Annotated in this window: 11 protein-coding genes, 1 pseudogene and 1 riboswitch; of the genes and pseudogenes, 7 read left to right on the top strand and 5 right to left on the bottom strand. The window is 71.8% G+C overall.

Going from position 1 to position 12,615, the window contains the following annotated elements; all coding sequences use genetic code 11:
• Positions 1 to 8: 8 nt before the first annotated feature.
• Both BJ969_RS21990 and BJ969_RS21985 read right to left on the bottom strand, forming a co-directional pair.
• Positions 9 to 818 (bottom strand): ABC transporter permease, encoded by an 810-nt coding sequence (locus tag BJ969_RS21990; protein WP_221315908.1) that lies wholly within the window; start codon positions 816 to 818, stop codon positions 9 to 11.
• Positions 819 to 904: 86 nt separating this feature from the next.
• A pseudogene (locus BJ969_RS21985) lies at positions 905 to 1,552 on the bottom strand (ATP-binding cassette domain-containing protein); the annotation flags it as partial.
• A gap of 198 nt (positions 1,553 to 1,750) precedes the next feature.
• Between BJ969_RS21985 and BJ969_RS21980 the strand changes: the two are divergent.
• A complete protein-coding gene (locus BJ969_RS21980; protein WP_184481624.1) occupies positions 1,751 to 2,017 on the top strand; it encodes a PLD nuclease N-terminal domain-containing protein in 267 nt (88 codons plus the stop codon).
• A 64-nt stretch (positions 2,018 to 2,081) separates the two neighbouring features.
• Positions 2,082 to 2,393, top strand: a complete 312-nt coding sequence (locus BJ969_RS21975) for a PLD nuclease N-terminal domain-containing protein (protein WP_184481622.1) — start codon at positions 2,082 to 2,084, stop codon at positions 2,391 to 2,393.
• Positions 2,394 to 2,424: 31 nt separating this feature from the next.
• Here BJ969_RS21975 and BJ969_RS21970 read toward each other — a convergent pair whose 3' ends face one another.
• A complete protein-coding gene (locus BJ969_RS21970; RefSeq protein WP_184481620.1) occupies positions 2,425 to 3,549 on the bottom strand; it encodes a VanZ family protein in 1,125 nt (374 codons plus the stop codon).
• Between the two features lie 286 nt (positions 3,550 to 3,835).
• Entirely contained in the window at positions 3,836 to 4,381 is a 546-nt protein-coding gene (locus BJ969_RS21965) for a YbhB/YbcL family Raf kinase inhibitor-like protein (RefSeq protein WP_184481618.1), read from the bottom strand.
• Positions 4,382 to 4,542: 161 nt separating this feature from the next.
• On the opposite strand from BJ969_RS21965, the gene BJ969_RS21960 reads away from it, so the two are divergent.
• Together BJ969_RS21960 and BJ969_RS21955 are read left to right on the top strand one after the other, a co-directional pair.
• Positions 4,543 to 5,700 carry a helix-turn-helix domain-containing protein gene (locus tag BJ969_RS21960; RefSeq protein WP_343071723.1) on the top strand — a complete coding sequence of 386 codons (1,158 nt, stop codon included), beginning with the start codon at positions 4,543 to 4,545 and terminating at the stop codon, positions 5,698 to 5,700.
• A 426-nt stretch (positions 5,701 to 6,126) separates the two neighbouring features.
• Positions 6,127 to 6,951 carry a S1 family peptidase gene (locus BJ969_RS21955; protein WP_184481616.1) on the top strand — a complete coding sequence of 275 codons (825 nt, stop codon included), beginning with the start codon at positions 6,127 to 6,129 and terminating at the stop codon, positions 6,949 to 6,951.
• A gap of 502 nt (positions 6,952 to 7,453) precedes the next feature.
• On the opposite strand, the gene BJ969_RS21950 is transcribed toward BJ969_RS21955, so the two are convergent.
• The gene (locus tag BJ969_RS21950) at positions 7,454 to 8,080 is read right to left on the bottom strand and encodes a LysE family translocator (protein ID WP_184481614.1); all 627 of its coding nucleotides are present in this window, start codon (positions 8,078 to 8,080) and stop codon (positions 7,454 to 7,456) included.
• A 339-nt stretch (positions 8,081 to 8,419) separates the two neighbouring features.
• Between BJ969_RS21950 and BJ969_RS21945 the strand changes: the two genes are divergently transcribed.
• The 3 genes from BJ969_RS21945 (at position 8,420) to BJ969_RS21935 (ending at position 12,295) form a co-directional block, all read left to right on the top strand.
• Entirely contained in the window at positions 8,420 to 9,208 is a 789-nt protein-coding gene (locus tag BJ969_RS21945) for a trypsin-like serine protease (protein WP_184481612.1), read from the top strand.
• Positions 9,209 to 9,429: 221 nt separating this feature from the next.
• A complete protein-coding gene (locus tag BJ969_RS21940) occupies positions 9,430 to 9,900 on the top strand; it encodes a GNAT family N-acetyltransferase (protein ID WP_184481610.1) in 471 nt (156 codons plus the stop codon).
• 69 nt (positions 9,901 to 9,969) lie between these two features.
• Positions 9,970 to 10,110, top strand: a riboswitch (cobalamin riboswitch).
• 58 nt (positions 10,111 to 10,168) lie between these two features.
• Positions 10,169 to 12,295 (top strand): putative cobaltochelatase, encoded by a 2,127-nt coding sequence (locus BJ969_RS21935; protein WP_184481608.1) that lies wholly within the window; start codon positions 10,169 to 10,171, stop codon positions 12,293 to 12,295.
• The last annotated feature ends 320 nt before the right edge of the window (positions 12,296 to 12,615 follow it).

Here is a 12,615-nt window from a genome sequence, read left to right as displayed (position 1 = left end):
GAGCGACATCACGCATCCCGCCGGGACAGCAGCACCGTCGTGGCCACCGACAACGCGGCCGTGATCCCCAGCAGCGGCAGCGGCATCCACCAGCTCGCCGCGTCCGGGTTCTGGAACAGCTGCGCGGTGGCGGCGAAGGGCAGCGCCGCGAGTTCGAGGCGCGAGGCCAGCACCAGCATGGGCTCCAGCAGCAGCGGCACGAGCAGCACCGCGCTGAGCGCGACGGCGGAGCTCCTGGTCAACCCGGCCAGCGCGAGCCCGAACAGCGCCGAGAGCACCACGTAGAGCAGCAATCCGGCGCCGACGGTCGAGACCATCGCGAGATCACCGGGCCGCAGCAGCACGTAGGTGATCGCCACCGCGGCGAGCGAGACCACCGCGCCCACCGCCGCGGTGAGGGCGGTCTTCGCCAGCACCACGTGGGTGCGCGAGCGCACCGCCAGCAGCGTGGTGGTGATCGTCTTGTTCCGGTAGTCGGTGGCGAACACGTTCACGCCGATCGCCGCGACCAGCAGCGCCGCCAGCTTCGGCGTCAGCGCGAAGGACTGGTCGAACGCCTCGGCCGCGCTGAGGTCCTTGGTCATGGTGTAGACGGCTACGAGCACTTGCAGCAGCAGCGCCGCCCCGGCCAGCAGCCACGGGGCGCGCAACGTCCGCAGACCGGTCCACTCGTAGCGCAGCGCAGCGCCGAAACCCGGTCGTGCTCCGGAGGAATCGCGCGATCCGGGACGTGGTGGCGCCGGGCGCACCGGTTCGTGCCGCACGGTCGGGCCGTCCACGCCGCGCGGGTCGTGGTGGGTGTCGTAGCGCAGGTTCATGCCGCGTTCCTCTCGTATCCCCGGTACTGGACGGTCGCCGACGTCGCGGCCAGGTACGCGTCCTCCAACGTGCCCCTCGGCGCGTGCCGCGCGATGAAGTCAGGCACCGACGCCGCGGCGATCAACCTGCCGCCGCCGATCACGACCAGGTCGTCGGCGAGCTGCGACATCTCCGAGAGCAGGTGCGAGGACGCGAACACGGTGCGCCCCTCGGCGGCCAGGCCGCGCAGGAACCGCCGCATCCAGTGCACCCCCTCCGGATCGAGGCCGTTCGCCGGCTCGTCCAAGATCAGATATTCCGGGTCGCCGAGCAGCGCGGTGGCGAGCCCGAGCCGCTGGCGCATGCCGAGGCTGAACTTCCCCGCGCGCCGCGACCGCGCCGACTCCAGCCCCACCGCCGCGAGCGCCCGATCGACCTCCGAGTCCGGGATACCGGTGCTCGCGGCGACCATCCGCAGGTGGTCGCGCGCGGTCCGAGCCGGATGCGCGGCACCCGCGTCGAGCAGCGTCCCGACGGTGCGCAGCGGATCCGCCAGCTCCCCGTAGGTCCGCCCGCCGAACGTGGTGCGCCCGCGACCGTGGTCGAGGCCCAGCATCAGCCGCATGGTGGTGGACTTCCCGGCCCCGTTGGGCCCGAGGAATCCGGTGACGACGCCCGGCCGCACGGTGAACGAGAGGTCGTCGACGACCGTCGTGCTCCCGTGCCGCTTGGTCAGCCCTTGCGCAGTGATCATGGTGTGGCTCCTTTCCCGGCCACCAGAGTTCTCCGCAGCGGGCATGCGGGACGTCCCGCTTCAGGGCACGGTGTCGTACGACTTTCCGCCAAGTCGGCTCGGCCCGAAGTGCTGACGTGCGGGGACCCCGTCGCGGGACAACATGGATCTCATCGGCGGCACGGAACCCGCTGACCAACGAGGAACGGAGCTCTCCCCATGAAGTCCTTGATCGCGCAGCACTCGGCGCTCGCCGCGAGCACCGGGGAACAGGTCGGCGCGTGGGTGCTCACCGGCGGCGTGCTCGCGGTGGTCGCCGCGTTCGCGGTCCTGTTCATCGCGGCGCTGATCAGCATCCTCGGTTCCGGCTTGTCCGGCGGGATGAAGCTCGTGTGGATCGTGCTCGCGTTCCTGGCGCCGTTCCTCGGCAGCCTGCTCTGGTTCGTGGTCGGCCGCTCCGACGCCCGCAAACGCTTCGCTCACTGACCCCCGACCGCTCCGCGACTTCCGGCGGCGTCCGCGCCGCCACCCCGATCGAGAGGAAGAAACCATGTTGAACGCCCAGCTCGCCCTCGCCCAGACCGCCGCCGACAACCCGCCCGAGACGATCTGGAGCATCCTGTTCCTCATCGGGCTCGGACTCGTCGCGCTCGGCTTCCTCGCGCTGTTCATCGGCGCGCTCGTGAGCATCTTCCGGTCCGAGACCGACAGCGCCACGAAGGCCGTGTGGGCGCTGATCGTGGTGATGGCGCCGGTGCTCGGCTGCGTGCTGTGGTTCGTGTTCGGCCGCTCCAGCGCACGCGGCCCCGGCAACGGGCCCGCTCAGCAGCAGCCGGTCGAGCAGGACCCCGCCGCCGCGTGATCGGGCGGAACAGCGGTCAACGCGCCTGTGGTCACTCCGCCGGCGCGTTGAGCGCTCGGGAGTCCACGACGTCGGTGCCCGTCAACGAACCGGTGAGCCCCCGGTGGTGGTGGCTGCGCGGCACCGACAGCGCGTGCACCGCGAACCAGGCCACCGCGAACGCGGTGCCCGCCACCGGCCACACCACGTTGATCAGGCCTTCCACCAGCGCGAACCCGCCCAGGCCCGCCAGCCAGCGCAGCAGCACGCGGCGCACGGCGGGCCCGCGCCCGTCCTCGACCCCGCTCCCGTCCTCGACGCAGCGCAGCAGCACGGCGTGCTGGCCGAGCGTGCTGCCGCGGCCCGCGGCGGTGGCGATCAGCAGCAGCACGGCGGGGACGAACCACAGCGCGGCGGATTCCACCCAGACCTGCGCCGCCGGATCGAGACGCACACCGCCGAGCCGCAGCAGCAGATCCGCGCCGCGCGCCAGCGCCACGCCGAGCCACCACAGCAGCAGCACGTCGCAGCCCATCCCGAGCAGCCTGCGGTAGGTCCCGACCGGGCGCGGCGAACCCGGCTCGGTGCCGCTGTGCTGGCCCGGCACCAGCCGCAGGACCCGGGCCAGCAGCGCGCCCACCAGCGCGCCGAAGGTGTTCGCCATCAGGTCGTCGACGTCGAACAGCCGGTACGGGCACGGGTACAGGAACCAGATCCCGGTGATCTGGGTGAGCTCCACCCCCAGCGACACCATGAACCCGGCGAGCACGGTCCCGCCGAACCCCTCGCGCAGCAGGTGCCGCACGAACATGCCCAGCGGCACGAACAGCACGATGTTGAACCCGAACTGCTGCACCGCGGGATCGGCGAGCAACCCGGTCAGCTCCGCCCAGTCGCCCGGCCGCCGGAGCCCGTCGAACCCGGCGAACGGGCGCCACTGCGGGCGCAGCTCCCCGAAGACGTCGCAGAAGCCCGGCCCCACCGGCGGCAGCGGCACCAGCACGTAGGCGACCAGGCCGAGCGCGTAGAGCACCGCTGCCAGGAACAGCAGCAACGTGCCGGGCCGCAGTTCACCGCGCCTGCGGTGCTCCCGCGCGACGTAGGGCACGAACAGCAGCACCACCAAGGCCACCGCCACCACGACGGCGGCCACCGCGGGCAGCACCCGAACGTGCACCACACCCTCCCGTGGGGAATGTTTCTTGGGGCTTCTTGCTTGGGGGTCGGGTGGCGGAACCTCAGTCGTCTTCTCGCTGCGGGATCTTTTTCCCTAGTGGCTCCGCCACGAGGGAAAAAGCTGTCCTCGCGAGAAGACGACTGAGAACCCGCGGCGGTGCCGGTGGGCAGGGTGGTCGCTGCTCAGCGGCTTCGCCGCTGACATGACACTGATCTCCGCTGGGTGGAGAACGCTGCTCGCCTTGAGTGGCGCGAGATCGTTGCTGAGGAGTTCTGGCCGCTTCGGGTCAGTGCGCGTACGTGGTGGACAGCACTGCGCGGGCCAGCGTGTGGTTGAGCGCGGTGAAGTTGACGACGGCGGGCGTGACCTGGTCGTTCACCCCGAGCTGCGGAACATCCAGCGCGAGCACGGCGAACAGGTAGCGGTGCGGCCGGTCGCCGGGCGGCGGCGCAGCGCCCGCGTAGGCGCGCTCGCCGAGGTCGTTGGGCACCTGGAACGCGCCCGCGGGCACGCCCGAGCCGGTCGCGGAGCCGGCGCCGGTGGGCAGTTCGGTGACGTCGGCGGGCACGTCCACCAGCGTCCAGTGCCAGAAACCGCCGGGGATCGGGGCGTCCGGGTCGAAGCAGGTGACCACGAAGCTCCGCGTCTCGGCGGGGAAGCCCTCCCAGCTCAGCTGCGGGGAGCGGTTGCGGCCACCGGCGCCCATGCCGCTGTAGACGTGGTCGAGCGCGAGCTGCTCGTCGGTGGGCGCGTCCTTCGAGGTGAGGGTGAACGAAGGGACCTCGGGCAGCAGCGAGTACGGGTCCGGGTCGATCGGGCGTTGCAGGCTCATTCGGTCTCCTCCTCGACGGCGCGGGGTGCTGGACGATCATCAGCACCGCCCGGCCGCAGCCTAGTGGGGGCCGTGCGCGGGCCCGCGCGGCGCCGCCCGCGACGGGCGGTGACACCGCTGATGCAACCCGTGCAAGTATTCACTTGATCGAGTTATTGTCGGTGCCGGTCCGGCTCGGGATCATGGTCATCGTGCACACCGATCTCGGTGTAGGCGACCACGGCCCGGACGGGTCGGGACAATTTCCGCACGGGCCGACCAATGCGAGGATCGACCGTTCTGCGGGCGGTACCGCAAAAACGTCTCGGATCCGCGAATGCGAGAATCGGTCCGCCGGATTCGTCGGCGGCCGGAAAGCGGCCCGTCGAACCGGTGGTGCACGTGCCCAATGTTCTGCCGACATCGGTACCGGCGAAGCCCGGATTTCGCCGATGCCGGTTCGGGGGATGTCGATGCTGGGGGATAGCGCAGTCATGCCGGGAAATCGTCACACGTCGGTCCGTTCGCGCCAGGTGGCCGCCGAGCTCCGCCGTCATCGGGAACGCGCCGGGCTCAGCTGCACCGCTGCGGGCGCCCGGCTCGGCGTGTCGGGCAGCAAGATCAGTCGGATCGAGACCGGGGCCAGCGGCGTGCAGCTCGACGACGTCACCGCGTTGCTGCGGCTCTACGAGGTGGGCGAACGGGAACGCGCCGCCCTCGCAGAGCTGGCGCGCAACGCGGGCCGCTCCGCCTGGTGGCAGCGCCCCGCCGCGGCTCCGGCGCGCTGGCGGGACTTCCTGGACTACGAGGGCAAAGCGGTCCGGATGCACAGTTTCGAACCGATGCTGATCCCCGGCCTGCTGCAGACCGCCGAATACGCGCGCGCCGTCATCTCCGGTATGGAACCGGGGCGGTCCGAAGACGAACTGGACGACTTGATCGCGACCCGGATGGCGCGGCAGATCATTCTGAGCCGATCGCGCGCTCCGCTGTTCCACTCGGTGCTGGAGGAATCGGCGTTGCGCCGCCCGATCGGCGGTCCGGGAGTGATGAAGCGGCAGCTGCTGCATCTGCTGGTGATGATGGAATCGGATCACGTGTGCCTGCGGATCGTGCCGCGTTCGGTCGGCGCCTATCCCGGATTGCAGGGTGCATTTCTGCTTTTGGAATATGACGGCGAGCCGGACATCGTCTACGTGGAGAACCACCACGCCTCCGCCTTCCTGGATTCCGAGCGAACGGTGAGTTCCTATCGGGGCGTGCTGCGCGACATCGTGCACGCGGCCCTCGCCCCCGACGCCGCCGCCGACCTCATCCGCGAAGTCCTCAAGGACTACTGACGCCGCTCTGGTGCGCGGCGGTTCCCGCGACGCCCGTCGAGATCATCCGGTGCCGATCGCCCGGAGTCCGGTCGGCTACTGCGTCCCGGTGATCCGCTGCGCCGTGCGGGTGATCTCCGGTCGGTCGCAGCGGCGGGTCGATCGCGCGGCCGGGGTCAGGTCGGTGGCCCGAGCGGCTGCTCGAGACCGTCGCTCTCAGGCGTGGGGCGAGCTCCGGCGACCGCGCCCGAACTGTCCGAAGTGGACTGAATGTGCTGGTCTGGGTGAGGGGTTTTCTCCCGATATATCACCTGATCAGGTAACAACGATCGGCCGTTGTGGACGATCACCGCGCCGTGATCGGCTCTCTCCGCGACACTGTCACGAGCCGGAGGCGGGCCGGTCGCCCCGACCGCGCCGCAGGGGCTCCGGGGGATGGAGAGCGGGATGACACACACTCTGCGCAGGCGAACCCGGTGGTGGTCGGTGTCGGGAGCGCTCACCGCGGCGGCGCTGGCCTCGGTCGCGATCACCGCCCCGGCCGGGGCGGACACCACGGCGTCCGAGCCGACGTCCGGTGCCCCCACCACCAAGATCGTCGGCGGGGAGCCCGCGAGCACCACCGAATACCCGTGGGTCGTCTACCTCACCGACTCCGGCGGCAACCAGTTCTGCGGCGGCACCATCGCCGCCAAGAACAAGGTCGTCACCGCGGCGCACTGCGTCACCGGCGGAGCACCACGGCAGATCACCGTCGTCGCCGGGCGCGACGACAAGACGACCGACGAGGGCGTCGAAGCCGAAGTCCGCACCGTCTGGGTGCACCCGGAATACCAGAGCGCCAGCACCGGTTCCGACATCGCGGTGCTCACCGTCGACCGGGAGCTGCCGCAGACACCACTGCCCCTGGCCACCCAGCAGGACAACGCGCTCTACGCGCCGGGAGCGGCGACCACCGTGCTCGGCTGGGGGACCACCGAAGAAGGCGGCGGACCGTCCCGCACCCTCCTCCAAGCGCACCCGCCCATCACCAGCGATCAGGACTGCTCGCGGGCCTACGGCGGGCAGTACAACCCCGACGCGATGGTGTGCGCGGGTCTGCCCGAAGGCGGCGAGGACAGCTGCCAAGGCGACTCCGGCGGACCGCTCGTCGCCGACGGGCGCCTCATCGGCATCGTCTCGTGGGGCAACGGCTGCGCCCGGCCGGGGACTCCGGGCGTGTACACCCGCGTGAGCACCTATCAACAAGAGGTGCAGGCCCAGCTGGGCTGATCACACGGGTAGTCGGGGAGGCAAGGCCGGGGCGCACGCCGGGTGCCCCGGCCTTGCTGCGTCTGCAGCACCAGGAAAGCAGTGCTCTGCTTGGTGCGGGGGCGGGTTGTGGAGTCTCGCGCGGCTTGGCGTGTGGGGTCGGGTTTTAGAGCCTTCCCGGGTTTGGGCGTGTGGTTGCGGTGGTGTGTGGAAGGTCGGGTTTCAGGATTGCTTCCACGGCTGGTGTTGCTGGGGTGTCCGGGTAGCGGAACCTCAGTCGGTCTCTCGCTGCGGGATCTTTTTCCCGAGTGGCTCCGCCACGAGGGAAAAAGCTGTCCTCGCGAGAGACCGACTGAGAACCCGCCGGTGGTCGGCTTTGTGACGTGGGCTATTCGCTGCGCGAATACAGGCACGGCCTTCGGCCGCGAGGCAGACTTCGCTTCGCTCGTCCACTGCACGGCTTCGCCGCAAAGCACGGTCGTTGGGGGTGGAGCCGAGCGAGACCACGCGGCTACCGAGGGCGTCAGGTCGTGACGAGGCCGACCGAGATGGTCAAGAAGGCTGCTGCGCTGATCATGTCGAGGGAGCGGGCGATCTTGGGGCGGCGGAGGCGGTCGGCGATGCGCGCCGCGGCGAGGACGATGGTGACTTCCCAGATCGCGGCGAGCACGAGGAAGACCGCGCCCAGCAGGACCAGTTGCAGGGTGGGGGCCGTCGCGGCGCCCACGAACTGGGGCAGGAAGGCCAGGCTGAACAGGAGCATCTTCGGGTTCGTGATGTTGCTCAGCAGGCCTTGCAGGTACGGGCGGTCGGTGGTGCTGCCCGTTTCGAGGCCGTCGCCGGTCTCCTTGCGGGTCAGCCACAGGCCTCGCACGATCATGACCGCGAGGTAGACCAGGTATGCGGCTCCGGCCCACTTGAGGGTGGCCAGCACCGCGGGGTTGTTCGTGATCAGCGTGCCGAGGCCGCAGATCACCAGTGCCACCTGCAGGATGCTCGCGGTGTGGATGCCGAGCAGGGCGCGCAGGCCGGCGCCGATGCCTTGCCGCAGTGAGGTCCGCAGCAGCAGGAACGCGTCCACCCCAGGTGTCAGCACCACCACTGCACTGGCGAGCAGGAACGCCGGCAGGGTCGTGAAGTCCAGCAGCATGACGTGTTCGCTCCTTGATCGAGTCGTCGCGCAGGTCGTGCGCGCACGAAGGTGGCCGGTGGGCGGATGGGCCCACCGGTCGAAGGTTTCACCGGATCGGGGGTGATCTCGGGTCCGCGTCGTCGCGGACTCCCGAGGATCGTGGACGGGGCTACGGGACGAACGGCGATCGGCCGCGCAAGTGCTCCGTAGTTTTTCCCGTCAACAACTATATTAACGAAAAATTCTTGCGAGCCCATGTGAGCTCGCCCTCCTGATCTCTCGGTGACCGGGCCGCTACCGTGTGCCGCCGAACGCGTTGATCACCTCCGATCAGCGGTGCGAGTCTTGGAGGCCGTCGTGTCCGACCACTCCCGCCCGCCGCGGCGTTCGCCGGCCCGCTTCGCCGCCGGCGCCTCCGCGTTGGCCGCGGCGCTGACCGCGCTGGGCGCTCCGGCCGGGGCCGACCCCGCTCAGGAGCGGGTCCTCGGCGGCGCTGAAGAGGGCGCGGCGCCGTGGGCGGTGGCGCTGACCGACGACGCGGGGCACCAGTTCTGCGGCGGCACCCTCGTCACGCCGATCAAGGTCGTCACCGCCGCGCACTGCGTCGACGGCCGCGACCCCGCGGCGCTGCGCGCGATCACCGGCCGGGCGGACCTGCGCGACACCGGGGGAACCGACGGCGCGGTCGGGGGCGTGTGGGTGCACCCGGAATTCCGGGACGTCACCGAGGGATACGACGTGGCGGTGCTGACCTTGACCGCTCCCGCCGCGCAGCAGCCGCTGCCGATGGCCGAACCCGGGGACGCCGAGCCGTACCGGCCGGGCAAGCAGGCCCGGGTCTACGGCTGGGGGCGCACCGCCGAGACCGGCTCGTCCTCGGAGGTGCTGCGCTCCGCCGAGGTGCCGATCAGCTCCGACGCGGACTGCCGGGCCGCGTACTCCGACTACGAACCGGGAACGCGGGTGTGCGCGGGAGCGCCGGAAGGCGGCCGGGACGCGTGCGCCGGGGACTCCGGCGGGCCGCTCGTCACCGACGGCAGGCTGATCGGCGTCGTGTCCTACGGCACCGGATGCGGGCGGCCCGGCACGCCCGGCGTGTACACCCGGATCGCGGCGGTCTCCTCGGACGTCGCGGCCCGGCTCTGAACGGAGGTGGTCGTCCCGGTGGATGGGACGTCCGGCGCGCCGTCGTTCTCGGGCGGAGCCGACCTGTTCATCGGGAATGTCCGCTTCGGGTGGCCGAGGCGCGTTCGTGCGCTGCACTTCCCGATTTCCGCGGCCGCGCGCGGGCCGGGCGCAGGACGTGGTCTGCGCTACTTCCGCCGCAGGTGACCGCAGGTGTCGTAGCCGGAATGTGATATCCCGTGATGGTGACCCTGCAACCGCTCGCCACCGCAGTCCACCGCGCCTACACGGCCGACCTCGACGCTGAGGACTTCTACCGCATGCTCCGCCTGCGCGTGGACGTGTTCGTGGTCGAGCAGAGCTGCCCGTACCCGGAGCTCGACGGCCGGGACCTGGAGAACAGCACTCGGCACTTCTGGATCGACTCCGCCGACGGGTACGTGCTCGGCTACCTGCGGCTGCTCGAAGACCCCGACGGCACCTTCCGCATCGGCCGCGTCGCCACCGCGAAGGAGGCCCGCGGTCTCGGCCTCGGGCGCAAGCTGATGCGCGCCGCGCTCGCCGAGATCCAGCGCGCCCCGGCGACGCTGTCGGCGCAGACCTACGCGCTGGAGTTCTACCGCGGCTTCGGGTTCGAACCCTCGGGTGAGGAGTATCTCGAAGACGGCATCCCGCACGTCGACATGCACCGATACCCCGGCTCGCTGCGCTGAGCCCGTCGCGGCTGTTCCTCGGCCGTCCGTGATCTGCGACGATGCACGCTGGTCCCAGCCAAGGCAGGTCAGGAAGCCGGTGCGAGTCCGGCACGGTCGGCGCCACTGTGACCGGGGAGCGGGCCTCCCTCGCGAGCCACCGGGCGCGTCGGCGAACGCTGCTGCCTGGGAAGGCCGGGGTCCCGCGTTGATCCGGGAGTCAGGACACTGCCTCGCCTTGGCGCAGCCGACATCGGGGCGTCCGAGACCCGAGGAAGGAACACCTGGCATGACTGCTCCCGCGAGCCCGCGCTTCCCGTTCACCGCGGTGGTCGGGCACGACGACCTGCGGCTGGCGCTGCTGCTGAACGCGGTGCACCCGCGCATCGGCGGTGTGCTGGTGCGCGGCGAGAAGGGCACCGCGAAGTCGACGGTGGTGCGCGCCCTGGCGTCGCTGCTGCCCGCGCTGGACGTCGTGCCCGGCTGCCGCTTCGGCTGCGCCCCGGACCGGCCCGACCCGCAGTGCCCGGACGGCCCGCACGCCGAGATCACCGGGGTGCGGCGGCCCGCGGAACTGGTCGAGCTGCCGGTCGGCGCCACCGAGGACCGGCTCGTCGGCTCGCTCGACCTGGAACGCGCGCTGACCGAGGGCGTCAGCGCCTACCAGCCCGGTCTGCTGGCGGCGGCGCACCGCGGCGTGCTCTACGTCGACGAGGTCAACCTGCTGCACGACCACCTCGTGGACCTGCTGCTGGACGCGGCGGCGATGGGCCGCGCGCACGTGGAGCGCGAAGGCGTGTCGGTCACGCACGCGGCCTCGTTCCTGCTGGTGGGCACCATGAACCCGGAGGAGGGCGAGCTGCGTCCGCAGCTGCTCGACCGGTTCGGGCTCACCGTGCAGGTCGCGGCGTCGCGCGACGTGGCGACGCGCACCGAGGTGGTGCGCAGGCGGCTCGCGTTCGAGGCGGACCCGGCGGGTTTCGCGGCGCGGTGGGCCGACGCGGACGCCGACCTGGCGCGGCGGATCACCGAGGCGCGGTCCCGGGTGGAGTCGGTGCGGCTGCCCGACGCGGAGCTGCGGCGCATTTCCGCGCTGTGCGCGTCGTTCGACGTGGACGGCATGCGCGCGGACCTGGTGCTGGCCCGGACCGCCGTGGCGCACGCCGCGTGGCGCGGCGCGGACGCCGTGGCCGAATCGGACGTGGAGGCCGCGGCCCGGCTGGCGCTGCCGCACCGGCGGCGCCGCGACCCGTTCGACGAGCCCGGCGTCGAAGAGGATCAGCTGCAGCAGGCGCTCAACGACGCCGCCCAGCACGCGCAGGACCAGCCGGGCGACGACCGGGGTTCCGCGCAGGACGACGGCGGGGAGGAACCGCCGGACGGTCCCGACGACGGGCCGGGCGGGCCCGGCGGCGGTGCCCCCGACGGCGGACCGGACGACGGCCCGGACGGGCCGGGCGGTGGCGAGGCGCAGACCCCGCCGGAGGCGCCCGCGCCGAACGGCGACGGCGGCTCGCGGCAGGACGACGGAAACGGTCGGGCTCCCGCGAGCAAGCCCCCGGCCGCGCCCGCACCGGCGTTCCGGGCTCGGTTGCTCGAAGTCCCCGGGGTCGGCGAAGGCGCTCCCGGCAGGCGTTCCCGCGCCCGGTCCCGCAGCGGCCAGACCGTCCGATCCTCCACAGTGGACGGACATGGGGTGCATCTGCCGTCCACGCTGATCGCGGCGGCCCCGCACCAGCGGGCGCGCGGGCGCAGCGGCCCCGGACTGGTCCTGCACCGCGGGGACGTCCGGAAGTCGGTGCGCGAAGGCCGCGAAGGCAACCTCGTGCTGTTCGCCGTCGACGCCTCCGGCTCGATGGCCGCCCGCGAACGCATGTCCGCCGTCAGCGGCGCCGTGCTCTCCTTGCTGCGTGACGCCTACCAGCGCCGGGACAAGGTCGGCGTGGTGACCTTCCGCGGCGAGGACGCCGAGCTCGCGCTGCCGCCCACGTCGTCGGTGGAGATCGCCGCCACCCGGATGCGGGACCTGCGCACCGGTGGCCGCACGCCGCTGGCCACCGGGCTGCTCAAGGTCCGCCAGGTCGTGACCACCGAGCGCACCCGCGACCCGCGCAGGCGTCCGCTGCTGGTGCTGCTCACCGACGGCAAGTCCACGGTTCCCGCCGGTGGCGGCGGAACCGGGCGCGCCAGGGCGCAGCAGGCGGTGCGGGACTCGATGCGCGCGGCGGGCCTGCTCGCCGGGCTCGGCGTGGCGTCGGTGGTGGTCGACTGCGAGCAGGGCATGGTGCGCCTCGGCCTCGCCGGCCAGGTCGCCACCGCACTCGGCGGGGCCTGCCTGCGGCTGGAGGAGCTCTCCGCCGACGCCGTCGCCGGGGTCGTGCGCGCGGCCCGCGACACCGCCGCTCGGGCCGCTTGATTCCGATTCGGTTACGACCCGGTCCGGGCGGAGTAGGAATATCCCGGCGTAGTTGGTAAGCTCTTCCTCGTCCACCTGACCCCCAGGGGTGGACCACGAAGTGCCCTCGCGCTCCCGATGACCCCCAGGTCGGTCGAGCGCGGGGGCGCTTTTTTTCGCACCGGGACGACCCGTCGGTGAGCGCGTCTCAGCAGTCCACCGATGTCGGTCGGCTCCAATCCGGCCGACGCGCGATTCGCCGCCGGTGGGCCGGAAAACGGTTGCTGCGAGGCGTTTTCGAGCCGACCGGAGACGGTGAGGTCCGCGACAGCCGGTCCGGC

This window comes from Saccharopolyspora gloriosae, assembly GCF_014203325.1.
In the GTDB taxonomy this organism is placed as follows: Bacteria; Actinomycetota; Actinomycetes; order Mycobacteriales; family Pseudonocardiaceae; genus Saccharopolyspora_C; species Saccharopolyspora_C gloriosae.
This window is presented reverse-complemented; position numbering and strand designations above follow the sequence as displayed.